We start from the raw sequence: 24,490 nt of genomic DNA, 5'->3' as shown, positions 1-24,490 counted from the left end.
AGCGGTTCGATCCCGTTAACTCCCATATTCAAGCGGGTGTAGTTTAGTGGTAAAACTACAGCCTTCCAAGCTGTTGTCGCGAGTTCGATTCTCGTCACCCGCTTTGAACGAAAGTTCATACCAAGTTTTCGAACTTGGGCGCGTAGCTCAGGTGGTTAGAGCGCACGCCTGATAAGCGTGAGGTCGGTGGTTCGAGTCCACTCGTGCCCATTTCAATAATATTATGGTCCGTTGGTCAAGGGGTTAAGACACCGCCTTTTCACGGCGGTAACACGGGTTCGAATCCCGTACGGACTATATATTCGGAGGATTACCCAAGTCCGGCTGAAGGGAACGGTCTTGAAAACCGTCAGGCGTGTAAAAGCGTGCGTGGGTTCGAATCCCACATCCTCCTTAGGGACGAATAGTAATAACGCGGGATGGAGCAGCTAGGTAGCTCGTCGGGCTCATAACCCGAAGGTCGTAGGTTCAAATCCTGCTCCCGCAATAGTTGGCTCGGTAGCTCAGTTGGTAGAGCAATGGATTGAAGCTCCATGTGTCGGCGGTTCGATTCCGTCTCGCGCCATAATTTTATAATCGGAAGGGTAGCGAAGAGGCTAAACGCGGCGGACTGTAAATCCGCTCCTTCGGGTTCGGGGGTTCGAATCCCTCCCCTTCCATAACCTTTACGGGCATAGTTTAAAGGTAGAACTAAGGTCTCCAAAACCTTCAGTGTGGGTTCAATTCCTACTGCCCGTGTTTAAATATGGCGGGTGTGGTGAAGTGGTTAACACACCAGATTGTGGCTCTGGCATGCGTGGGTTCGATCCCCATCACTCGCCTATTTAATATTATTGGGGTATAGCCAAGCGGTAAGGCAAGGGACTTTGACTCCCTCATGCGTTGGTTCGAATCCAGCTACCCCAGTTAAAAACTTGAGCCGGCGTGGCGGAATTGGCAGACGCGCTGGACTCAAAATCCAGTGTCCTCACGGACGTGCCGGTTCGACCCCGGCCGCCGGTATAGCTTAAGTTTAGCGAAGTATTTTTCTTCGTTTTTTTGTTTTCTCTTTAGTAATTCTGGCTCTTTGTCAACTGTAGTGGGTTGATGAGAAGTTATAATCTGGAGAGGACTAAATCAGTCCTCTTTTTTTTGATGTTCAAAGCGATGAGGATTCTAGTTTTAAAATTGTCAAAGTTCCGAAAGCCGAAAGCGTTTCGCTTGATGACTTTGATGAGGTTGTTAGTAGTTTCTAGTTTTGCGTTTGAGTAGGGCAGTTCCAGTGCGTTCAGGATCTTGTCCTTATCTTTCAAAAAGGTTTTAAAAACAGTTAGAAAGATAGGATTTACACAAGAAATGGTATCTTCAATGAGTCCAAAGAAATGTTCAGCTTGTTTCTCTTGAAAATGAAAAAGTAAGAGTTGATAAAGCTCATAATGTTCTCGGAGTTTTTGAGAGTACGAGAGAATCTTTTCAAGAATGTCTTTATTAGTCAAGTACATGCGAAAAGTTGGGCGATAAAATCGTTTATGACTTAGTTTACGGTTATCCTGTTGGATGAGTTTCCAGTAGCGTTTACGTGCCTTATATTCGTGCGATTTTTTATCCTACTGATTCATGATTTGGATGCGCAGGCGGTTCATATCCAGGCCGAGATGTTGTACAATGTGAAAGCGGTCGAGGACAATTTTCGCAGAAGGAAATAGTTTTCTGGCAATATCGTAGTAGGTGCTAAACATGTCCATTGTAATGATTTTCACGCTATTTCGGACCTGTCTGGAATAGCGCAGGAAGTGATTGCGAATGGTTGCTTGGGTCCGTCCATCTAAGATAGCAATGATCTGTCTGGAATCGAAATCTTGTGCAATGAAGCTCATCTCTATCTGCTGATTGAAACAGTCACTTCCCTGACTGTTTCCACATCCCAGCTCATGTGCGCTGGAAGGTAGTTAAGGTCAGTCTTGAACTTGAATTCTTTCAATTTACGAATGACGGTGGAAGTAGAGACAGCTAAGCTTTCAGTGAAGGCTGTCATAGGGACTTTCTCGATTAGTTTTTGAGCGATTTTCTGCTTGACGATGGCTGCGATTTGGTGATTCTTCTTGACTAAGGAAGTCTCTGCGACCGCCATTTTTCCGCAATCCTGACAGCCGAAGCGTCGTTTCCTTAGGCGAATGAGTGTCCTGTATCCCGCACACTCTAGGTAAGGTATTTTCGATTCTTTCTGGAAGTCATATTTAGCCATTTGTCCTTGACAGTGAGGGCATTTAGGAGCAGGATAATCCAGCTTAGCGATGATTTCTTTATGAGTTCCAGCATCTAGAACATCCAAGATTATAATGTTAGGGTCTTTTATTCCGAGTAAGTTTGTGATAAAATGAACTGTTCCATAAGAGTCTTTCTAATGATGGTTTTGTCGCTTTTCATTATAGGTCTTATGGGACTTTTTTTCTACAACAAATAGGCTCCATCATTCCTACAGTGGTTTTACCCACTACAGAAATTATAGAGCCGTAATTATTTGCAAGCTAAGGCGGAAGGTTGAATCGTGATTTTGCGTGTAAATTTACACTCAACTAGTGTAAGAGATATGGAAGAATTTCACCATTAAATGGCTTTTAAGATCTAGAATGCTAATACGAGGCAACTTTGTTTGTTCCTTTTATTCTCTGATTGAGTTTTATTTTAGGCTTAAGAATCTAATTGTATGATTAAATATTTTTTGTGAAAAGCATCTTACTTTTACTGAAAATTCTTGACTCTTTTCTGTTTTGTGGTATAATTAACCAGTAAAGCTTTAACTGGTTAAGAGAAGGAGGGAAGAAATGACTCATTTAGCGCAGAAGATCGATCAATTTTTAAATGAAGTTATTTTGAAAGCAGAAAATCAGCATGAGATTCTGATTGGTTCTTGCACTAGTGATGTGCCTTTAACCAATACGCAGGAACATATTTTGATGCTTTTGTCTGAAGAATCTTTGACAAATTCTGATTTGGCAAAAAAACTGAATGTGAGTCAAGCTGCTGTGACTAAGGCTGTGAAATCTTTGGTTCGGCAAGAGATGCTGCAAGCTTTTAAAGATAAGAGAGATGCACGGGTTACCTTTTACCGTTTGACTGAGTTAGCTCAGCCGATTGCAAAGGAACATCAGCATCATCACTCTCATACTTTGGAGACGTATCAAAAATTGGCAGAGCAGTTTTCTGCTAGTGAACAGGCGACAATCGCGAAGTTTTTGGAAGCCTTAGTGGGAGAGATTGGCGAATGAGATATATCACAGTGGATAATCTTTCTTTTTACTATGACAAGGAGCCTGTGCTAGAGCATATTCACTATTTTCTAGACAGTGGTGAGTTTGTAACTTTGACGGGGGAAAATGGAGCTGCTAAGACGACGCTTATCAAGGCTAGTTTGGGTATTTTGCAGCCTAAGCATGGGGAAGTGAAGATTTCCAAGACCAATGTGCGAGGCAAGAAATTGCGGATTGCTTATTTGCCTCAGCAGATTGCTAGTTTTAATGCAGGTTTTCCTAGTACGGTGTATGAGTTTGTCAAGTCGGGACGTTATCCGCGCAAGGGTTGGTTTCGTCGTTTGAATGAGCATGATGAGGAGCATATCAAGGTAAGTCTGGAGTCGGTTGGAATGTGGGAACATCGGGATAAGCGGATTGGTTCTCTCTCTGGCGGGCAAAAGCAGAGGGCTGTGATTGCTCGGATGTTTGCTTCGGATCCGGATATTTTTGTCCTTGATGAGCCGACAACAGGGATGGATGCAGGCAGCAAGGATGAATTTTACAAGCTCATGCACCATAGTGCTCATCAGCATGGGAAAGCTGTCTTGATGATTACACACGATCCGGAAGAAGTTCGTAAATATGCTGATCGCAACATCCACCTGGTCCGTAATCAGGACTCACCTTGGCGCTGTTTCAATGTGCATGAAAGCGACAATGGACAGGAGGTGAGTCATGCTTAGTCTATTTTCCTATGATTTTATGCAGCGAGCTTTTTTGGCAGTTATTTCCATGAGCCTCTTCTCACCGATTCTGGGGACTTTCTTAATTTTGCGTCGGCAGAGCCTTATGAGTGACACCCTTAGCCACGTTTCACTGGCAGGTGTGGCTTTTGGCTTGGTTCTTGGACTATCGCCCACTCTCACAACGGTGCTTGTCGTCATTGTCGCAGCAGTATTTTTAGAGTACCTGCGAACTATCTATAAGAATTTCATGGAAATCGGGACAGCCATTCTTATGTCAACTGGCTTAGCCATTTCCCTGATTGTTATGAGTAAAGGCAAGAGTTCTAGCTCGATGAGTCTGGACCAGTATCTATTTGGCTCTATTGTGACTATCAGTAGGGAGCAGGTGATTTCTCTCTTTGTCATTGCTGCAGCAGTGCTTGTCTTGACCTTCCTCTTCATTCGCCCCATGTATATCTTGACTTTTGATGAGGATACGGCCTTTGTAGATGGGCTGCCTGTGCGGACCATGTCTATTCTCTTTAATATTGTGACGGGTGTTGCGATTGCCCTCATGATTCCAGCTGCGGGAGCCTTGCTAGTTTCGACCATTATGGTCTTGCCAGCTAGTATTGCACTGCGGATTGGAAAAAATTTCAAGTCGGTCATTCTACTGGCCAATGTCATTGGCTTCTTTGGTATGATTGCCGGACTTTATATTTCTTACTATGCAGAGACGCCAGCTAGCGCTAGCATTACGATTATCTTCGTCAGCTTGTTCTTGCTGGTGAATCTGGTCAAAAAATTTATGAAATAGGAGCAGAAAATGAAAAAAATTAGCTTACTATTAGCAGGCTTACTGAGTATTTTCTTAGTAGCTTGTTCCAATCAAAAAAATGCAGATGGCAAGCTCAATATTGTCACAACTTTTTATCCGGTTTATGAGTTTACCAAGCAGGTGGCTGGAGATGAGGCCAATGTTGAACTTCTAATCGGGGCTGGTACAGAGCCGCATGATTATGAACCCTCAGCCAAAGCTGTTGCTACGATTCAGGATGCAGATGCCTTTGTCTATGAAAATGAAAACATGGAGACTTGGGTTCCTGATCTGTTAAAAACTTTGAAAAATAAGGAAGAAACGGTTATCAAGGCGACAGGAAATATGCTCTTGCTGGCTGGTGGTGAAGAGGAAGAAGACCACGACCATGGTGAAGAGGGACATCATCATGCCTATGATCCCCATGTTTGGCTGTCACCGAAGCGAGCTATTAAAATGGTGGAGCACATCCGTGATAGTCTGAGCAAGTCTTATCCTGACAAGAAAGCTGCTTTTGAGAAAAATGCAGCGGCTTATATCAAGAAGCTGGAAGCCTTGGATAAAGAATATGAAGATGGTTTGGCCAATGCCAAGCAAAAGAGCTTTGTCACTCAGCACGCAGCCTTTAAGTATCTGGCATTGGACTATGGCTTGAAGCAGGTGCCAATTTCTGGACTTTCACCAGACAGTGAGCCATCCGCTTCACGCTTGGCTGAATTGACCGAGTATATCAAGAAAAATAAAATCAAGTATATCTACTTTGAAGAGAATGCTTCTCAGGCTCTGGCTTCTACTCTGGCTAAGGAAACAGGTGTAGAACTTGATGTCTTGAATCCGCTGGAAAGCTTGACCGAAGAGCAGACCAAGGATGGGGCAGACTATATTTCTATCATGCAGGCCAATCTAAAGGCTCTTAAAAAGACTACTGACCAAGAGGGAGCAGAGATTGCGGCTGAGAAAGAAGAAGATACTAAGACTGTTCAAAATGGATACTTTGAAGACAGTGCCGTCAAGGATCGGACCTTGTCTGACTATGCTGGCGAGTGGCAGTCTGTTTACCCTTATCTGAAGGATGGTACCTTGGACCAAGTCTTTGCCTACAAGGCTAAGCTGACTGGAAAAATGACAGCAGCAGAATACAAGGACTACTATGACAAGGGCTACAAGACAAATGTTTCTAATATCAATATCACAGACAAGACTATGGAATTTGTGGTAGATGGAAAATCTAAGAAATATACCTATAAATACGTTGGTAAGCACACTCTGACTTACCCTAAGGGAAATCGTGGAGTTCGCTTTATGTTTGAAGCGACAGACGAGGATGCTGGTGAATACAAGTATGTTCAGTTTAGCGACCACAACATTGCACCGACTAAGGCAGCTCATTTCCATATCTTCTATGGTGGCGAAAGCCAGGAAGCACTCTTTGATGAACTGGAAAACTGGCCAACCTACTATCCAAGTAAATTGACTGGTCAAGAAATTGCCCAAGAGATGCTGGCGCACTAATATAAAAAAGTAAGAAGACGGGACTATCCCGCCTTCTTTTTTACATTTTTAAAATTAGCGATAAAAATACTTGACAAATTATGATTACAAATGTAAACTAATAAAGAGTTAGATTACAAATGTAAATGTTAAGGAAGTGTTAAACAATGGAACAGCAAAATATTAGCCAAGCAGAATGGCAAGTGATGCGTGTACTTTGGGCGTATCCACACAGTCGCAGTACAGAGATCATAGCGCGTTTGGAAGCTGATTTTTCCTGGAAGCCGGCAACCATCAAGACTCTTTTGAATCGTCTGAAGACCAAAGAATTTATCGCTATGGAAAAAATCGAGGGCAAGTTTTACTACGATGCTCGGATTTTAGAAGCAGACCATCTGGAAAGTACATGGCAGGCGCTTTTTGACAATATCTGTAATACTAAACACGGAGATCTTTTGATTTCGATGATTGAGAGAAGTCAGTTCAGTCAAGGGGACTTGGAGCGGCTCAGTCAGGTCATTGATAAGAAAAGAGCCTCGGCTCCGCTGGAAATTAAATGCCACTGTCCGCAAGGTCAGTGTCGGTGCGGGCACGGAAAGGAGGAGCATTGATGAGCGAGAAGAAAGAATACAAACTCTCAGGAATGACCTGTGCATCTTGTGCTATGACAGTTGAGATGGCGGTCAAGGACTTAGAAACGGTTGAGGACGTCAGTGTCAATCTGGCGACCGAACGTCTCAGTTTGCTGCCTAAGGCAGGATTTGACAGCCAGCAAGTGCTGGATGCTGTAGCTGAGGCTGGTTATCAGGCAGAAGAAAAAGGAAAAGCTAGGTCATCCGATGTGAGCGCAGAGGCTACAATGAAAGCGCAGGAATTGCGAAGGAAGAAGCAAGAATTACTAATTCTTTTGGTTACAGCTCTGCCTTTGCTTTATATCTCTATGGGCAGTATGGTCGGTCTTCCTCTACCTAGCTTTTTGGACCATATGGCGCATCCCTTGGTCTTCGTTCTGTCACAACTTCTTTTGACTCTGCCTGCTGTGTGGATTGGGCGCGGCTTCTATCAGAGAGGATTTCGCAATCTTATCAAGCAACATCCTAATATGGATAGTCTGATTGCAGTGGGAACCAGCGCAGCATTTTTCTACAGCCTCTACTCGGTCGGTCAAGTTTTTCTTGGTCATCATGCCTTTGTTCATCAACTCTATTTTGAGTCGGTTGCAGTGATTATTGCCTTGGTTCTTCTGGGTAAATATCTGGAGAGTTCTGCCAAGGGTCGAACGTCTCAGGCGATTCAGTCTTTGCTTGAGCTTGTACCTAGTCAGGCGACAGTGATTCGCTATGGTGAGGCTGTGATCATTGATACGGAGGATATCCGAGTCGGAGATATTATCCTTATCAAGCCAGGAGAGCGTATGCCTGTGGATGGCCTTGTGACGGAGGGCCAGACCTTTGTGGATGAGTCCATGATGACTGGTGAAAGTGTTCCGATTGAAAAGAAGGTTGGCGACACCATTACCAGTGCAACAATCAATCAAAATGGTAGTATTGACTATCAAGCAACTAGGGTGGGTTCGGATACGACCTTAGCTCAGATTGTTAGATTGGTGGAGGAAGCGCAGGGGTCTAAGGCGCCGATAGCGGCTTTGGCCGATAAGATTTCACTCTATTTTGTTCCAATCGTGCTAAGCTTGGCTACTTTGTCTGCGCTGGGCTGGTATTTTCTAGCTGGTGAGAGTCTTAGCTTTTCTCTGTCAATCTTTATCGCAGTTCTGGTCATTGCTTGCCCTTGTGCGCTGGGATTAGCCACTCCGACAGCCATCATGGTTGGGACTGGCAAAGGGGCTGAAAATGGCATTCTGATTAAGTCTGGTCAAGCTTTGGAAGCTGCTTATCAACTGGATACTATTGTTCTTGATAAGACGGGGACGATTACAGTTGGTAAGCCCAGTCTGACGGATCTGCTGCCCTTGAGTGATTTTAATCGGTCTGACTTGTTGCGGTTAATAGCCAGTGCTGAGCAGCATTCTGAGCACCCTTTGGCTCAGGCTATCTTGGAAGCAGCTGAAGAGGAGGAGCTTGGCTTGCTACCTGTCAGTCATTTTGAGGCCATTGTTGGTCGAGGATTGGCTGCTCAGGTTGAAGGTAAGCATCTTCTGGTCGGAAATGAAAGCTTGATGAAAGACAAGAACATTGACAGCAGTGCCTTTCAAGAACAGTTGTTGAAGCTATCCCAAGAAGGGAAGACAGCCATGTTTGTCGCAATAGATGGACAGCTGGCTGGTATTTTAGCGGTAGCAGATGAGATGAAGTCCAGCAGCCTGTCGGCGGTGCAGGAGCTCCAGTCTATGGGGCTGGAAGTTATCATGCTGACAGGAGATCGTGAAGAAACCGCGACAGCTATTGCCCAGAAAGCTGGAATCCAAAAAGTCATCGCAGGTGTATTGCCAGATGGTAAGGCCACTGCTATTAAGGGCTTGCAGGAAGCTGGGAAAAAACTAGCCATGGTCGGAGACGGTATCAATGACGCGCCAGCTCTGGTCCAGGCAGATGTTGGGATTGCTATCGGATCAGGCGCTGATGTAGCTATCGAGTCAGCAGATGTAGTACTCATGCATAGTGACTTGCAGGATGTGGTCAAGGCTATCAAGCTCAGCCAGGCGACCATTCGTAATATCAAGGAAAATCTTTTCTGGGCCTTTGCTTATAATACACTAGGCATCCCGATTGCTATGGGGCTATTGCATCTTTTCGGCGGTCCCTTGCTTAATCCTATGCTGGCTGGTCTAGCCATGAGCTTGAGCTCAGTGTCAGTTGTGGCCAATGCTCTGCGTCTAGGACGCTTTAAAATGAAGAAATATACGGAGGAATGAATCTATGAAACAAAGAGTCCAATTAGAAAACTTATCTTGTCAAAATTGTGTCAAACACGTCACCAAGCATTTCCTGTGCATGGAGGGAGTGTCAGATGTGGCGGTAGAGCTAGAGAAGCAGACAGCCCAAGTCACTACTGATAAGCCTTATGGTGCAGCTGATTATGAAGCTGCTTTGGCAAAAACAATCTACAGGGTTCTGGATGTGGCAGAAGCTGAATGAATAAAGTCAGTAGCTTTGCGCCTGCCTAGCTGCTAGAATTCTTCTTGTAAAAAGCGATAAAATAATCTATAATGTTACTAATCACATGATTTATCTTACCGTGAGAAAGAGGAGAAAAATGAAAAAAAAAGCTTTACCTTTTTTACTAGCAGGAGCTGCTTTATTAGCTATGACAGCTTGCTCAAACGGCAGTGCTGCAAATCAATCAGAGACGCCTACTAGCAGTACTGGCTCAGTAACAAGTTCTGTGGAGCAGGTATCTAGTCAATCAACTGTGTCAGCATCTTCAGCGGCTAGCAGCACTAGCTCAGAGAGTGCGAGCACAGAAAAAACCAAGGAAAAGAAGGAAGCGATGGACATTTCAGCACTTGCAAATGGCGGTTATGCCAGCGTTAAAGGAACCTGGCAGGATGCTTCTGGCAACAAGCTTGTTTTTGATGACAAGGGCTTGGTTTCAAGTGTTTATGAATTGTACGGAGCTTCTCTGACAGACTATGGCACTGCTGCTGGCGGTGTCTACGGCGGAGAAAGCGGAGGTTTTCTGATTGAGTTTCTTCCTAAGGGAGTTAAGATTGCAGACAAGGAAAACTTTACAGACAACTCCGATGCCGGTCAAGACAGAATCTGGACAGGGGTTGGTCTGAATAGCTTTGACGAGCAAGGCAGCTTCTATTATCGGGTAGATTAAACGAAGCTTGGCTTTTAGTTTTATAGCTTATATATTGACGAGAGCAGAAAAACATCTGCTCTTTTTTTGTAAAGTAAGAAATTTTACCGACAAAAAAGCCTGCCTAAATTAGGCAGGTTTTATAGCTTTTAGTTGAATTAGGACTCACTGTGAGGCGTTATAAACTGATCCATAGGGGTTGAAATCACATTCAGGAAGAGCTTGGCGAAATCCTCTGCAGGCATAGGTTTTTCTTTGATAATCCAAATTTCAATGAGGGAGTTAATCCATCTAACAACAATTTCCGTAGCCATTTCTTTTGGAATTCCCAACTTTTTAGAGTCAATTTCTAAATTTTGTACGACCCACTGAGTGAAGAAGGTAGATAGATAGTCACTCCAGAAAGGATCGATAGCTGTAGTGTAGAGCACCTTCATCCATTTCCTATGTTCATAGAGGGTAGGAATCATATGCTTGGCAAAGAAGCAGAATGGATTTTCTCCATTTCCTTCTTCATAGCTTTCATACAGGGGCAAAAACGGAGTCATAATTGTCTGGCGGATGTATTGAATAATGTCTTCAACATTGCTAAAATGCTTTTTATAGATAGCCTGGCGCGATAGACCAGCTTGTTTTGCAATCTCTGAAAAAGTAAAATAAGACTTTTCAGGATTTTGCTCTGCCAGCTCAATTAAGGCATTGACGACTTTGTCTCGAGTATCTTGGGGCATAAGTACCTTCCTTCTTTTTTATTAAGTTCTTGCTGGTTTGTCTAAAAATAGAGCAAATCCCAACAAAATAGTTTACCGCTTGTCAACTAAAATGATAACACTTTATAGAGGAAATGTCGAATTATTTTTAAAATTTAATATAAAAATATTAAAAAACCAGTCTTCCCTTACAAGGACCGGTTCTGTCATTTCTCTGTTTTTCTTCTGGTTGGCTATGCGATAACAATTTTATTTGAAGGACCAGCTGGACTATCATAAGCAGCAAAGCTGGTTAGGGGTGAAGATACAAGGTTGAGAAATGTCTTAGAGAACTGCTTGCAAGGAACGGGGTCATCCTGAGTGATCCAATTCTCAATAAGAGAACTAATCCAGCCGGCCAGCAGTTGATTGGCCAGGTCTTCAGGGATACCTAATTTTTGGTGGTCAAGATTTAGATTCTGCTCGATCCAGTCCTTGTAACTGGCAGTAATAAAATCGCTCCACAGGGGATCGACAGAACTAGTATATAATATTTTAATGCGTTGGCGTTGCTCATAAATAGCGGGAAGAATAGTTCGAGCCAAAAAGGTGAAAGGATCTAAGTCCGCTTCAGAATTGTTGCTATTCCAGTTGGGAGCAAAGGCTTGCTTTACCATGTCTTGGCGAATGTATTCGATAATTTCAGTAGTGTTATTAAAGTGTCGTTTGTAAATAGCCTGTCTTGACAAACCGGCTTCTTTAGCGATTTCTGTAAAGGTAAAACGCAGCCTGTCTGGCTGTTTATCTGCTAATTCAAAAAATGCATCCAAAATCCTATCTCGTGTATTAAGAGCCATAATTTTATCCCTCCTATACCATTTTACTTTTTCTGTCTGAAATAAGCTAGAAAATAGCCCAAAATTTTTACTAAAAAAGTTTACACATTGTTAAATGGAAAAAATTTTAGTTTTATTTCTGGACATATTGTCTATTTAAAAATAGACAATATTACAAAAATGTACATATATCAAGCCGATAATTGTTTTGTTTTAAAAGGTTAATATGATAAAATAATAAAAAATCTTATCAGAAGTCAAATAGAAAGTGTAGTTTAAAAATTACCAAATCTGAAAGATTTATGGGAGGTTTGACTGGACTTTTTATTAAGGGTTACTGATCAGGATAATAAAATATGTTCAGAGGAGAAAAAGATGAAAAGAACAGAAAAAGTTTTGCGATATTCTATTCGGAAGTCTGTTTTAGGTGTTGGGTCAGTCCTTATTTGTGCTCTGTTTTTGGGTCACAGTTTGGTGGCGGCGGATGAGGAACAGCCAGTGGCAAATGCAGTAGAGACTCCAGTCGCTGCATCGCCAGTAAATCAGGATTTGACAACGGTTAGGGAGGCTGCTAACACGGAAGTAGGCACATTTCTGGCTGAGAAAGTGACAGATCTTGGGAATAATCCAAATTTGTCAGATGAGGAGCTTGCAGCAGCTAAGGACGAAGTCAATCAAACAGCGGCAAAGGCTCAGAATGAAATTGCCGCAGCTGAGGATAAAGAAAAGATTGATCAAGCTAAAGAAGATGGATTGGCAGACATCAACTCTATCAATCCAGTCGGCAAAGATTTACTTCTAGATGAAATCCAAAATGGGAAAGCAGAGTTTGACAAACTTGTAGATAGTAGTGATTTATTGCCTGAGGAGCAAAAGAAAAGTTTCCAAGAGTCTGTAAGGAAGAAGGCTGCAGAAGCAGAAGATGCAATTCAAAAATTAGATGTTAATGCAGCAACAGCAGAGCAGGCGGAAGTGATTCAAGAGCAAGCAGTAACCGAGGAAGATAAGTTTTTCAAATTTATAGCAAGTTCAACCGTAGATTTCACTCTGGCTGCCAAGTTAGCTGACTTGGAAGCAAATCCTAATCTTTCAGAAGCAGAAAAGAAAGCAGTTAGAGGCGAGATAGAGCAGGTTGTGGAAGCGGCCAAGAAGGCTATTGAAGGAGCAGATTCTCAGGAAGTCTATGATCAGGCAAAAGAAACAGCCATAGCCCACTTAGCCAAGATTCACCCTATTGGCAAAGAGCAGTTTTTAAAAGAAATTCAGGAAGAAAAAACAGCTACTATCGAGGCTGTTGAGAAGAGTCAAAGTCTTTCTACTGAGGAAAAAACTGCAGCTAAAAAGAAGATTGAAGATGCAGCAGCTATAGCTCAAAAAGCAATTGCAGCTTATAATGCTTGGGTTGAAAGTCCTGATGATGCTGAAAAAATTCAAGAGCAAGTAGCTGCAGAGAAGCAAAGTTTGTTAAAAGTTACGACTGGACTGAAACTAGATCTTGCTCTGTCTGATAAGCTAGCCGACTTACGGAGCAACCCGAATCTGTCAGATGCAGAACGGGCTACGGCTAAAGCTGAAGCGGAAGCAACTCTAGCAGATGCGAAAACGGCGCTTGAAAAGGCTGATACCGAAAAGGAACTAGAGAGAATTGAGGAAGCTGGAATTACTAGCTTGGACACGATTCATCCAGTTGGTAAAGATTTGGTTTTAGATGAGCTTGAAGAAGAAGCTGATAAACAGCTTGAAGAAATTGAACGTCATCAAACACTTTCAGAACTCGATAAAAAGCAAGCTAAAGAAAAGATTCGAGCAGTATTAAAGGCGGTGACAGATGCGATTGCTCAGCTGGATGATAGTGTAGACAGTGCAGAAAAAGCAGAAAAGCTGCAGGAACAGATCGCTGCTGAGCAGACAAAGGCTCTTGAAACTCTAGAAGCGATTGTCAAGAATGCTGCTAAAGCTGAGACAGCTTCTTCTATTCCAAGTGATTCACCACAAGAAACCAGGAAAGAATTTAGTGGAGGCGTCAGCGACTCTGAGCCAGCAACAGCAACGGCGTCGGAATATGATTTGTCTAGCCATGAAGTTGGAACTCATCCCGATACAGCTCCGCAGGCGTCTGCACAAGCAGAATTCAGTGGCAATGTTAGTGATTCAGAGGCGGCAACAGTAACACGGCCTGAATTTACAGGAGGCGTCGGCGATTCTGAGCCGACAACAGTAACAGAGTCAGAGTATGATTTATCTAGCCATGGGGTTGGAACTCATCCCGATACAGCTCCACAGGTGTCTGCACAACCAGAATTCAGTGGCAATGTTAGTGATTCAGAAACAGCAACAGCAACACGGCCTGAATTTACAGGAGGTGTCAATGATTCAGAGCCAACTATGACAGAACATAACACCTATGATGCTGGCGTTCAGCCATCAGTCAGGAGCGCACATCCAGACAGTGCTCCTCAAATGTCGGCTCTTCCGGAATTTACTGGTGGTGTCAATGCTGCTGACGCGGCAGTAGCTGATGCTTTACCTGCTTACCAAGTAACTAGCGGTATTTTGCCAGCAGTTGATGGGACCAAATCAGTACAAGAGCAGCATTCATCAGCTAAGGTCACCCAGCTAGCTCAGCTTAAAAACATGGAAAGTAGGAGTGGTACGTCAGTCTTGCCGCATACGGGTCAAGCTTCTAATGCTCTTCTCACAGTTGCAGGAGTTATCAGCGCTTTAGGTGCAGCCGGATTGTCATTCCGTAGTAGAAAAAAGGAAGATTAAGTTTTAAAGAGGCCACTTGGTCTCTTTTTTGATGGAAAAAATTTTCAAAAATCATGCAAACGTTTTACTAAAAACGCTTGAAAAAGTTAAAAAAAAACGATATAATGGACAATGTGAAAGCGCTTTGCAAACGAGAGCTTGAAAGAAAATATTTTTATTCAAAAGAAGGGGCTTATTATGGTCGAATTAAATCTGAAAAATATCTATAAAAAATATCCCAACAGCGATCACTACTCAGTGGAAGACTTCAATCTTGATATTAAGGACAAGGAATTTATCGTATTTGTCGGTCCTTCTGGTTGTGGAAAATCAACTACGCTGCGTATGATTGCAGGCTTGGAGGATATCACAGAAGGAACTGCCTCTATTGACGGTACAGTGGTCAATGATGTAGCTCCAAAAGACCGTGACATCGCCATGGTCTTCCAGAACTATGCCCTTTATCCGCACATGACTGTCTACGACAACATGGCTTTTGGTCTTAAGCTGCGCAAGTACGGCAAGGAAGATATTGACAAACGGGTCAACGAAGCAGCAGAAATCCTAGGCTTGAAGGAATTCTTGCAGCGCAAGCCAGCTGATTTGTCTGGTGGTCAGCGTCAGCGGGTAGCAATGGGACGCGCTATCGTTCGGGATGCAAAGGTTTTCCTTATGGATGAGCCTCTGTCTAACTTGGATGCTAAGCTGCGTGTTTCTATGCGGGCGGAGATTGCCAAGATTCACCGCCGTATCGGGGCAACAACTATCTATGTTACCCACGACCAGACTGAAGCTATGACCTTGGCGGATCGTATCGTTATCATGTCAGCGACCAAGAATCCTGCTGGAACTGGAACGATTGGACGAGTGGAGCAGATTGGTACACCGCAGGAAGTCTACAACAACCCAGTTAATAAGTTTGTTGCCGGCTTCATCGGTAGCCCAGCTATGAACTTCATCCCAGTTAAGCTTGAAGGGACTGAGATTGTCGCAAAAGGGCTGCGCTTGACTGTGCCAGAAGGAGCTCTCAAGGTTCTGCGGGAGAAAGGTTACGAGGGCAAGGAGCTGATCTTTGGTATTCGTCCAGAAGATATCAATGCGGAAGCTGCTTTCTTGGAAACTTTCCCGAATTCAGTTGTGCATGCTAAGATTTCTGTTTCAGAATTGCTGGGAGCAGAGTCTCATCTCTACTGCCAAGTGGGTGCTAGTGAGTTTGTAGCGCGTGTGGATTCACGGGATTACCTAGAAACTGGTGCAGGAATTGACCTAGGTTTTGACCTCAATAAAGCGCACTTCTTTGATCCAGAGACAGAGAAGACAGTCTATTAATCAGTAGATAAATAAATAACGCAGACAGTGCTGTCTGCGTTTTTAAAATGGCTGCTATAACATCATTTTTGACTGAAAGCTGCTCAACTTTTTTCTTGTTTTAGTTTTCCGATAAGAATCTCAGCTGAAATGGTGGCATGTGTAAGCTGCTCCCAATTGATTAGATTTTTTTCAACATGAAAGAGTAAAGGAGTCATCTGCAGCAGGGCAGTTTTCTCTTCAGAATGCAGATCATGGGTTGATTCTACAGTCTTTCTAGATAGGATCGTAAAGTGTTTCTGAAAATGCTGGATGATATCTTGATTAGAATAATCTTTCTTGTCCAGATACTGAGCAACTTTTTGACGAATTTCCTTCAAATGATTTTCTGTTGGGATGACTTTAATGATAAGCCCCTCTTTTTTCAATACTCGCTGAAATTCATGGTAGTTAGCTGGTGAGAAGATGTCCAGCAAGACATCCATGCTTTGATCCTGAACGGGCAAGTGAGCCAAATCACCAACGAACCATTTTACAGCAAGGCTCTGATCACTTTTTGCAGCTAACTGGATAGAATCTTTGGATAAATCAAAAGCATAAATTTCTTTGTTGGGAAATTCTTCCTGAATTTTTCGAGCATAGTAGCCCTCCCCGCAAGCGACATCTAGAATGGTCTGTTCTTCAGGAAGGGGCTGCAGCAAATCCAGCAACTCGTCTAGGATATGCTGATAAAAGCCGGCTACCAAGATGACTTGCCTATTTTGAAAGCTCGTTTTGTCATAGTCTTTAGCTTGTTTGGTCTGAGGGGCGAGATTGACATAACCGAATTTGGCGATGTCGTAGGAATGGCGATTGGAGCACTTGAGGCTGTTTTCTTCCATAGCTAAGCTTTGCTGGCAGAGTGGACAGGCCAGAGCCGGAGCTTGGGCAAATCGGGCAAGTTTTGGTTTCATAGTCGCTCTCTTTCTATTGTTTTTATATAGCTGAATGACTTCTTTTTGGTAAGACATAGAAAAATCCGATTTAGGTAATCGGATTTGTATCTTTAGTAGGTCAGGACAAAGTATTTCTTCTTACCGCGGCGGATAACTGTCAGCTCGTCTTCCAGTTTATCTGAGGCGCTAAGGACATAATCTAAATCTTGGATGCGCTCGCCATTGAGGTAGATAGCACCGTTTTGGACATCCTCGCGGGCTTGACGTTTTGAGTTTACCACGCCGGCTGTCACAAGCAGTTCTACAATATTGAGGTTGTCTTCTGCCTGGACCTGATAGTTAGGCACACCGCGCAAACCTTGTTTGAGTTCCTTGACGGACAAATTTTTGATATTTCCAGCAAAGAGCTGCTCAGTGATATTGAGGGCTTCCTGATAAGCTTCTTGACCGTGAACCAGACTGACCACTTCGCGAGCTAGAACTTTTTGCGCCAAGCGTTCGTGTGGTGCAGCTTCAAATTGTTGGCGAATTTCTTCAATCTCATCCAAGGACAGGAAGGTGAAGATTTTCAGGAAGCGGATAGCGTCTGCGTCCATGACATTCATCCAGAATTGATACATTTCGTAAGGAGAAGTCTTGTCAGGATTAAGCCAGACAGCATTGCCTTCTGACTTGCCGAATTTTTTGCCAGTAGCGTCAGTAATGAGAGGCACGGTCATCACGTGTCCAGTCTTGTCGGCCTTGCGGCGTAAGAGCTCTGTTCCCGCTGTCATATTGCCCCACTGGTCGGAACCACCGATTTGCAGGGTTACGCCGTGGTTTTGATTGAGGATATAGAAGTCATATCCTTGCATGATCTGGTAGGCGAATTCTGTATAGGAAATACCTGTCTCAATCCGGCTCTTGACAGAATCTTTACTCATCATGTAGTTGACAGTGAAGTATTTGCCGACGTCACGCAGGAAGTCGATAAAGCTGATGCTGCTAAACCAGTCATAGTTGTTGACCATTTCGGCCTTATTATCACCCTTTTCAAAGTCCAGAAAGCGAGAAAGCTGATCTTGGATAGATTTCACCCAGCCTTCCACAGTTTCCTTGGTTTGGAGGCTGCGTTCTGCATCCCTAAAGGATGGATCGCCAATCAATCCAGTTGCTCCTCCGACCAGAGCGTAGGGTTTGTGTCCGGCTAGTTGCAAGCGACGGCTGGTCAGAATGGCTACCAAGTGGCCAAGGTGCAGGCTGTCAGCGGTCGGATCGTATCCACTATAATAAGAGACTTGTCCTTCTTCTAAGGCCTTGCGTAAAGCTGCTTCATCAGTAGTTTGGAATACCAAGCCACGTTCTTTTAGCTCATCAAAAATGTGCATCATGTCTCTCCTATTCTAAAAGCCAAGAAATTGGCTTATCTATATTTTAAATTTATGTTACTCTATTGTATCATAAAGCTTTTAAATAGCAATGTTTCCTTGAAATAAATCATAGATATTTGGTATAATGGGAGGATAATAAGGAGAATCGAACTTGGAACAATTAATAGAAAAATTAAAAGAGTTCTGGGGAAAAGCCCAGCAGTTTATCAAAAAAATACATCTTCCAGAATGGAGCAAGAAGATTGGCAGTGGCAACAATGGCTGGTCTATCGGTGATGTTTTTGCTGTTTTCTTGCGGACTTTTAAACTTCTGATGAATATGGCTTTTGTGTTTATCTTCTTCGGTGCCGTAATCGGTGCTGGGATTGGGATAGGCTATGCAGCTAGTCTTTTCAGCAAGGTGGAAGTGCCCAAGCAGGAAGAGCTGGTCAAGCAGGTGAATAATATCTCTGGTATTTCTAAGCTTACCTATGCCGATGGCAGCTTGATTTCAGATGTTGACAATGATTTGCTCCGCATCCCAGTTAAGAGTGACGCCATCTCTGAAAATGTAAAAAAAGCCGTTATCGCTACAGAGGATGAGAACTTTGAAACGCATAACGGAGTGGTGCCTAAGGCTGTGCTTCGGGCTACGCTCGGATCTGTTGTCGGAGTTGGATCTTCTAGTGGGGGTTCAACCATTACCCAGCAGTTGATCAAGCAGCAGGTGGTGGGCGATGCACCGACCTTCAAGCGGAAAGCAGCAGAGATTGTTGATGCGCTGGCTTTGGAGCGCTACATGTCCAAGGATGATATTTTGACCACCTACTTGAACGTTTCGCCTTTTGGGCGCAACAATAAGGGGCAGAATATCGCTGGTGTGGAAGAAGCTGCTCAAGGGATTTTTGGTGTTTCTGCTAAGGATTTGACAGTGCCCCAGTCTGCTTTTATTGCTGGCTTGCCACAGAGTCCGATTGTTTATTCGCCTTATGCAGCGGACGGCAGTCTCAAGAGTGCAGGGGATATGGCTCTGGGCTTGGAACGTGCCAAGGATGTGCTCTATAATATGTATCGGACGGGCCATCTAAGCGAGAAAGAGTACAAGGAGTACAAGGACTACGACCTGACCAAGGATTTCAAGCCTTCTGAAAGCTCGGAAAAATCTTCGCATGGCTACCTTTATTACACAGCTGTCGAAGAAGCCCAGCAGACCATGTATGAGTACTTGATTCAGCGGGACAATGTTTCTCAGCAAGAGCTGAAAAACAATGACACTGTCAAGGCCTACAAGGAATTGGCTGCTAAAGAACTGAGCGATGGCGGCTATACTGTTACCACCACGATTAACAAGAACATCCACACTGCTATGCAAAATGCAGTAGCTAACTATGGCGGCGTCTTGGATGACGGAACTGGTGCAGTTGAAGTGGGAAATGTCCTCTTGGATAATAAAACCGGTGCTGTGATTGGCTTTGTCGGCGGCAGAGATTATGCTTCCAATCAGAACAATCATGCCTTTGATACGGAACGATCGCCAGGTTCGACCATTAAGCCAATTTTGGCTTATGGGATTGCTATTGACCAAGGTCTGATGGGCAGCGCCAGCGTTCTTTCCAATTATCCAACTAATTTTTCAAGCGGCGATCCAATCATGCACGTGGACAGCCGTGGTACAGCCATGATGGATCTGCAAGAAGCTCTCAATACTTCTTGGAATATCCCAGCTTATTGGACTTACCGCGGATTACGCGAAAAAGGTGTCAATGTCCGTGGCTATATGGAAAAAATGGGCTATTACATTGATGACTACAGCATTGAGAGTCTCCCAATGGGCGGGGGCATCGAAGTATCTGTAGCTCAGCACACCAATGGTTTCCAAACCTTGGCTAATAATGGAACCTACCAGAAAAAATACATGGTTGAGAAAATCACAGACCGAGATGGCAAGGTGATTTACCAGCATAAGGCTAATCCTGTTCAGATATACAGTCCAGCAGCAGCTACGATTATGCAGGAGCTCATGCGCGGAGTTATCAATTCTGGGGCTACTACGACCTATAAATCCAGAATCAGTCATGTCAATGGAACCTTGGCTGGAGCCGATTGGATTGGTAAGACTGGAACAACCAACACCAACGGTGATATGTGGCTGATGCTTTCTACTCCAAAGATGACCTTGGGAGGCTGGATTGGTCATGATGATAATAGCTCTATGGCGGCGTTGACTGGTTATAATAATAATGCCTCCTACATGGCCTATATGGCAGATGCTATCTATCAGGCAGATCCAAATGCCTGGGGTGTGGGTGATAAGTTCACTCTTGATCCGAGTGTGATTAAGTCTGATGTACTCAAGTCCACAGGGGAAAAGCCAGGTACAGTAACGGTAAACGGCCGTTCTGTTAATCTCAGTGGTCCGACAGTGCCTAGTTATTGGGCTAAAAACGGTGCTCCGACCACGACCTACCGCTTTGGTATCGGGGCATCAGATGCGGATTATCAGAAAGCTTGGTCAGTTATACTGGGCGGTGCTAGCTCTAGTTCAAATTCCAACTCAAACTCTAATTCCAACGCGGGTACAAGTTCCAGCAGCAGTCGTCAGGGGAATTAGACTCGCAAGCTCAATTTCCCCTTTTCAGAAAGCGGATGAAATCCTTGCAATTTCTAGCTAAATAAGGTATAATGATAGCAATAATTTGTCGTCTGCTTTTTTGAAATATTGTCCAAAAAAGCTTACAGCAGTTAAATCAAGCTTTTATAAGTCAGATTTAGCTGCTCTTTTTGTGTCTATTTTTAGAAAAAACAAATTTTGTAACCAATATTTAATAATTCTGAAAATTAGATAAAAGGGACTGATTGTAGCTGTTTTGTGGTTTAGCGAAACAGATAGGGGATTTCCTCTAAAAAGATTTAATTGAACTTGCTCTGAAAGAGTTAAGAAAAGGATGGCCGATTAAAAGACGATTCTCATTTTTTGTCTTTAAAGGTCTAGAGCGCCTTCTTGATTCATAAAAGGGCTTCGTATCTTATTTTATAAAGGAGTAAAAACTTGGCAGGACATGACGTTCAATACGGGAAACATCGTACCCGTCGTAGTTTCTCAAGAATTAAGGAAGTTCTTGATTTACCTAACTTGATTGAGATTCAAACAGATTCTTTTAAAGATTTCTTGGATCATGGCTTGAAGGAAGTCTTTGAAGATGTACTTCCGATTTCAAACTTTACTGACACCATGGAATTGGAATTTGTCGGTTATGAAATTCGTGAACCAAAATATACGCTGGAAGAAGCTCGTATTCACGATGCCAGCTACTCAGCACCAATTTTTGTGACTTTCCGTCTGATTAACAAGGAAACTGGTGAAATCAAGACTCAGGAAGTCTTCTTTGGTGACTTCCCAGTAATGACTGAAATGGGGACCTTCATTATCAATGGTGGTGAGCGGATTATCGTATCCCAGTTGGTGCGTTCTCCAGGGGTTTACTTTAACGATAAAGTTGACAAAAATGGGAAAGTCGGCTATGGTTCAACGGTTATTCCAAACCGCGGAGCATGGTTGGAGTTGGAAACAGACTCAAAAGACATTGCCTACACTCGTATTGACCGGACGCGTAAAATTCCATTTACGACCTTGGTTCGTGCGCTTGGTTTCTCAGGCGATGATGAGATCTTTGACATCTTTGGTGACAGTGACTTGGTGCGCAATACCATTGAAAAAGATATTCACAAGAACCCTATGGACTCTCGTACAGATGAAGCTTTGAAAGAAATCTATGAGCGTCTTCGTCCAGGTGAGCCTAAAACGGCTGAAAGTTCACGTAGCTTGCTTGTGGCTCGTTTCTTTGATCCGCATCGCTATGACTTGGCGGCTGTTGGGCGTTACAAGATTAACAAAAAACTCAACATCAAAACACGCTTGCTGAACCAAACCATTGCAGAGCCATTGGTAGATGCTGAAACAGGAGAAATCTTGGTTGAAGCAGGAACGCTGATGACCCGCACTGTCATTGACAGCATTGCAGAGCAGCTGGACAATGGTTTGAACAAAATCACTTATATTCCAAATGATTCTGCTGTTTTGACAGCTCCTGTAGAGTTGCAGAAGTTCAAAGTTGTGGCTCCAACAGATCCAGACCGTGTTGTCACTATCATTGGTAACGCAAATCCGTCTGATAAGGTTCGGACAGTAACACCGGCTGACATCTTGGCTGAGATGAGTTATTTCCTTAACTTGGCTGAAGGTATCGGTCGTGTAGATGATATTGACCACTTGGGGAACCGTCGTATTCGTGCAGTTGGTGAACTTTTGGCCAACCAAGTTCGTCTGGGACTTTCTCGTATGGAGCGTAATGTTCGCGAACGGATGAGCGTACAAGACAATGAAGTACTGACTCCGCAGCAAATCATCAACATCCGCCCTGTGACTGCAGCCATTAAAGAATTCTTTGGTTCTTCACAGTTGTCACAGTTCATGGACCAACACAATCCGCTGTCTGAACTCTCTCACAAGCGCCGTCTTTCTGCCTTAGGACCTGGTGGTTTGACACGTGACCGTGCTGGTTATGAAGTGCGGGACGTGCACTATACTCACTACGGTCGTATGTGTCCGATTGAAACGCCTGAAGGACCAAACATCGGTTTGATCAATAACTTGTCTTCTTATGGACACCTTAACAAATATGGCTTTATTCAAACACCTTACCGTAAGGTAGACCGTGAAGCTGGCGTGGTAACCAACGAAATCGTTTGGTTGACCGCTGATGAGGAAGATGAATTTATCGTAGCACAGGCTAACTCCAAGCTGAATGAAAAAGGTGGCTTTGCAGAGCCTATCGTTATGGGCCGCCACCAAGGTAATAACCAAGAATTCCCATCAGACCAAGTAGACTACATGGATGTATCGCCCAAGCAGGTAGTTGCCGTAGCGACAGCGTGTATTCCTTTCTTGGAAAATGACGACTCCAACCGTGCCCTCATGGGTGCTAACATGCAACGTCAGGCTGTGCCCTTGATTGATCCAAAAGCGCCTTATGTTGGTACTGGTATGGAATACCAAGCTGCCCACGACTCTGGTGCAGCAGTCATTGCCCAGCATGATGGTAAGGTTACCTATGCGGATGCAGACAAGGTTGAAGTCCGCCGTGAAGATGGTTCTCTTGATGTTTACCAAATTCAAAAATTCCGCCGTTCTAATTCAGGAACTGCTTACAACCAACGTACCCTTGTAAAAGTTGGCGATGTCGTTGAAAAAGGCGACTTTATCGCTGACGGACCTTCTATGGAAAAAGGAGAAATGGCGTTGGGACAAAACCCAATCGTTGCCTACATGACATGGGAAGGTTACAACTTCGAGGATGCGGTTATCATGAGTGAGCGTCTGGTGAAAGACGATGTCTACACCTCTGTTCACTTGGAAGAATACGAATCAGAAACTCGCGACACCAAGCTTGGCCCTGAAGAGATTACCCGCGAAATTCCAAACGTAGGGGAAGATGCTCTGCGCAATTTGGACGAAATGGGTATTATCCGCATCGGGGCGGAAGTCAAAGAAGGCGATATCCTAGTCGGGAAAGTCACTCCAAAGGGTGAAAAAGACCTTTCAGCTGAGGAACGTCTCTTGCACGCTATCTTCGGAGACAAGTCTCGTGAAGTCCGTGATACCTCTCTGCGTGTGCCGCACGGTGCCGATGGAGTGGTTCGTGACGTGAAGATCTTTACCCGTGCTAATGGTGATGAGCTGCAATCTGGCGTTAATATGCTGGTTCGTGTTTACATCGCTCAAAAACGTAAGATTAAGGTCGGAGATAAGATGGCTGGTCGTCACGGAAACAAGGGGGTTGTATCCCGTATCGTTCCTGTGGAAGACATGCCTTATTTGCCAGACGGAACACCAGTTGATATCATGTTGAACCCACTCGGGGTACCATCTCGTATGAACATCGGTCAGGTTATGGAGCTTCACCTTGGTATGGCAGCTCGTAACTTGGGCATCCATATTGCAACACCAGTCTTTGATGGAGCAAGCTCAGAAGACCTCTGGGATACAGTACGCGAAGCTGGTATGGACAGCGATGCCAAGACTATTCTTTATGACGGACGTACCGGTGAGCCATTTGATAACCGCGTATCTGTCGGTGTCATGTACATGATCAAGCTCCACCACATGGTAGATGACAAACTCCATGCCCGCTCAGTGGGTCCTTACTCAATGGTTACCCAACAGCCGCTCGGAGGTAAAGCTCAGTTTGGTGGACAACGTTTTGGTGAGATGGAAGTTTGGGCCTTAGAAGCTTACGGTGCTTCTAACGTTCTACAAGAAATCCTGACTTACAAGTCAGATGATGTCAACGGACGTTTGAAAGCTTATGAAGCAATTACTAAAGGGAAACCAATTCCAAAACCAGGTGTGCCAGAATCCTTCCGCGTTCTTGTCAAAGAGTTGCAATCTCTTGGTCTAGATATGCGTGTTCTCGATGAAGATGATAATGAAGTAGAACTGCGTGACCTAGACGAAGGTGAAGATGATGACGTGATTCACGTTGATGATCTTGAAAAAGCGCGTGAAAAAGCAGCTCAAGAAGCGAAAGCAGCTTTTGATGCTGAAGGAAAAGAATAAGA

Annotated in this window: 16 protein-coding genes, 11 tRNA genes and 1 pseudogene; 23 read left to right on the top strand and 5 right to left on the bottom strand. The window is 43.9% G+C overall.

The annotated features are described in order from the left end of the window. Window positions 1-32 precede the first annotated feature (32 nt). The 11 genes from MK370_RS00820 to MK370_RS00770 all read left to right on the top strand — a co-directional run bounded on the left by MK370_RS00820 (window position 33) and on the right by MK370_RS00770 (window position 1,002). Window positions 33-103: transfer RNA gene (locus MK370_RS00820), tRNA-Gly, on the top strand. A gap of 33 nt (window positions 104-136) precedes the next feature. Beyond that, window positions 137-210, top strand: a tRNA-Ile gene (locus tag MK370_RS00815). A gap of 15 nt (window positions 211-225) precedes the next feature. Continuing rightward, a tRNA-Glu gene (locus MK370_RS00810) sits at window positions 226-297 on the top strand. A gap of 7 nt (window positions 298-304) precedes the next feature. Then, window positions 305-394 (top strand) — tRNA-Ser (locus tag MK370_RS00805). Window positions 395-413: 19 nt separating this feature from the next. Further along, window positions 414-487 (top strand) — tRNA-Met (locus MK370_RS00800). A 5-nt stretch (window positions 488-492) separates the two neighbouring features. Continuing rightward, window positions 493-565: transfer RNA gene (locus tag MK370_RS00795), tRNA-Phe, on the top strand. A 13-nt stretch (window positions 566-578) separates the two neighbouring features. Further along, window positions 579-659: transfer RNA gene (locus MK370_RS00790), tRNA-Tyr, on the top strand. An 8-nt stretch (window positions 660-667) separates the two neighbouring features. After that, window positions 668-738 (top strand) — tRNA-Trp (locus tag MK370_RS00785). Between the two features lie 10 nt (window positions 739-748). Next, a tRNA-His gene (locus tag MK370_RS00780) sits at window positions 749-821 on the top strand. A gap of 13 nt (window positions 822-834) precedes the next feature. After that, window positions 835-906 (top strand) — tRNA-Gln (locus MK370_RS00775). 12 nt (window positions 907-918) lie between these two features. Continuing rightward, window positions 919-1,002: transfer RNA gene (locus MK370_RS00770), tRNA-Leu, on the top strand. Window positions 1,003-1,094: 92 nt separating this feature from the next. On the opposite strand, the pseudogene MK370_RS00765 reads toward MK370_RS00770, so the two are convergent. Beyond that, window positions 1,095-2,353 (bottom strand): annotated as a pseudogene (locus MK370_RS00765) (ISL3 family transposase). 451 nt (window positions 2,354-2,804) lie between these two features. Here MK370_RS00765 and MK370_RS00760 point away from each other — a divergent pair. The 8 genes from MK370_RS00760 (at window position 2,805) to MK370_RS00725 (ending at window position 10,028) form a co-directional block, all read left to right on the top strand. Then, the gene (locus MK370_RS00760; RefSeq protein ID WP_268683770.1) at window positions 2,805-3,248 is read left to right on the top strand and encodes a zinc-dependent MarR family transcriptional regulator; all 444 of its coding nucleotides are present in this window, start codon (window positions 2,805-2,807) and stop codon (window positions 3,246-3,248) included. Beyond that, on the top strand, window positions 3,245-3,955 hold the full coding sequence (locus MK370_RS00755) for a metal ABC transporter ATP-binding protein (protein ID WP_125434554.1): 711 nt from the start codon (window positions 3,245-3,247) through the stop codon (window positions 3,953-3,955). Before MK370_RS00760 ends, MK370_RS00755 begins: the two co-directional genes overlap by 4 nt. Then, window positions 3,948-4,754 carry a metal ABC transporter permease gene (locus MK370_RS00750; protein WP_268683769.1) on the top strand — a complete coding sequence of 269 codons (807 nt, stop codon included), beginning with the start codon at window positions 3,948-3,950 and terminating at the stop codon, window positions 4,752-4,754. The genes MK370_RS00755 and MK370_RS00750 overlap by 8 nt, the downstream gene beginning before the upstream one ends. A gap of 9 nt (window positions 4,755-4,763) precedes the next feature. Next, entirely contained in the window at window positions 4,764-6,266 is a 1,503-nt protein-coding gene (locus tag MK370_RS00745) for a zinc ABC transporter substrate-binding protein AdcA (RefSeq protein ID WP_268683768.1), read from the top strand. Between the two features lie 146 nt (window positions 6,267-6,412). Beyond that, complete coding sequence (locus MK370_RS00740) at window positions 6,413-6,856, top strand: CopY/TcrY family copper transport repressor (RefSeq protein WP_125445705.1); 444 nt, start codon at window positions 6,413-6,415, stop codon at window positions 6,854-6,856. Next, window positions 6,856-9,117, top strand: coding sequence for a heavy metal translocating P-type ATPase (locus MK370_RS00735; protein ID WP_268683767.1), 2,262 nt, complete (start codon window positions 6,856-6,858; stop codon window positions 9,115-9,117). The genes MK370_RS00740 and MK370_RS00735 overlap by 1 nt, the downstream gene beginning before the upstream one ends. Before the next feature lie 4 nt (window positions 9,118-9,121). Next, entirely contained in the window at window positions 9,122-9,340 is a 219-nt protein-coding gene (locus MK370_RS00730; protein WP_268683766.1) for a heavy-metal-associated domain-containing protein, read from the top strand. Window positions 9,341-9,425: 85 nt separating this feature from the next. After that, window positions 9,426-10,028, top strand: a complete 603-nt coding sequence (locus MK370_RS00725; protein ID WP_268683765.1) for a DUF6287 domain-containing protein — start codon at window positions 9,426-9,428, stop codon at window positions 10,026-10,028. A 137-nt stretch (window positions 10,029-10,165) separates the two neighbouring features. Here MK370_RS00725 and MK370_RS00720 read toward each other — a convergent pair whose 3' ends face one another. Then, window positions 10,166-10,738 carry a TetR/AcrR family transcriptional regulator gene (locus tag MK370_RS00720; RefSeq protein ID WP_126436014.1) on the bottom strand — a complete coding sequence of 191 codons (573 nt, stop codon included), beginning with the start codon at window positions 10,736-10,738 and terminating at the stop codon, window positions 10,166-10,168. 212 nt (window positions 10,739-10,950) lie between these two features. Then, window positions 10,951-11,553, bottom strand: a complete 603-nt coding sequence (locus MK370_RS00715; RefSeq protein WP_268683764.1) for a TetR/AcrR family transcriptional regulator — start codon at window positions 11,551-11,553, stop codon at window positions 10,951-10,953. A 354-nt stretch (window positions 11,554-11,907) separates the two neighbouring features. On the opposite strand from MK370_RS00715, the gene MK370_RS00710 reads away from it, so the two are divergent. Together MK370_RS00710 and MK370_RS00705 are read left to right on the top strand one after the other, a co-directional pair. Then, window positions 11,908-14,301, top strand: a complete 2,394-nt coding sequence (locus MK370_RS00710) for an SIALI-17 repeat-containing surface protein (protein ID WP_268683763.1) — start codon at window positions 11,908-11,910, stop codon at window positions 14,299-14,301. 177 nt (window positions 14,302-14,478) lie between these two features. Next, on the top strand, window positions 14,479-15,609 hold the full coding sequence (locus MK370_RS00705) for an ABC transporter ATP-binding protein (RefSeq protein ID WP_268683762.1): 1,131 nt from the start codon (window positions 14,479-14,481) through the stop codon (window positions 15,607-15,609). 83 nt (window positions 15,610-15,692) lie between these two features. Here MK370_RS00705 and MK370_RS00700 read toward each other — a convergent pair whose 3' ends face one another. Both MK370_RS00700 and tyrS read right to left on the bottom strand, forming a co-directional pair. Then, complete coding sequence (locus MK370_RS00700; RefSeq protein ID WP_268683761.1) at window positions 15,693-16,541, bottom strand: putative RNA methyltransferase; 849 nt, start codon at window positions 16,539-16,541, stop codon at window positions 15,693-15,695. A gap of 92 nt (window positions 16,542-16,633) precedes the next feature. Further along, a complete protein-coding gene (tyrS, locus tag MK370_RS00695; protein ID WP_268683773.1) occupies window positions 16,634-17,890 on the bottom strand; it encodes a tyrosine--tRNA ligase in 1,257 nt (418 codons plus the stop codon). Between the two features lie 154 nt (window positions 17,891-18,044). On the opposite strand from tyrS, the gene pbp1b reads away from it, so the two are divergent. Both pbp1b and rpoB read left to right on the top strand, forming a co-directional pair. After that, entirely contained in the window at window positions 18,045-20,483 is a 2,439-nt protein-coding gene (pbp1b, locus tag MK370_RS00690) for a penicillin-binding protein PBP1B (RefSeq protein WP_268683760.1), read from the top strand. Between the two features lie 438 nt (window positions 20,484-20,921). Then, complete coding sequence (gene rpoB, locus MK370_RS00685; RefSeq protein ID WP_268683759.1) at window positions 20,922-24,488, top strand: DNA-directed RNA polymerase subunit beta; 3,567 nt, start codon at window positions 20,922-20,924, stop codon at window positions 24,486-24,488. The last annotated feature ends 2 nt before the right edge of the window (window positions 24,489-24,490 follow it).

It is taken from the genome of Streptococcus sanguinis, assembly GCF_026781265.1.
In the GTDB taxonomy this organism is placed as follows: Bacteria; Bacillota; Bacilli; order Lactobacillales; family Streptococcaceae; genus Streptococcus; species Streptococcus sanguinis_T.
This window is presented reverse-complemented; position numbering and strand designations above follow the sequence as displayed.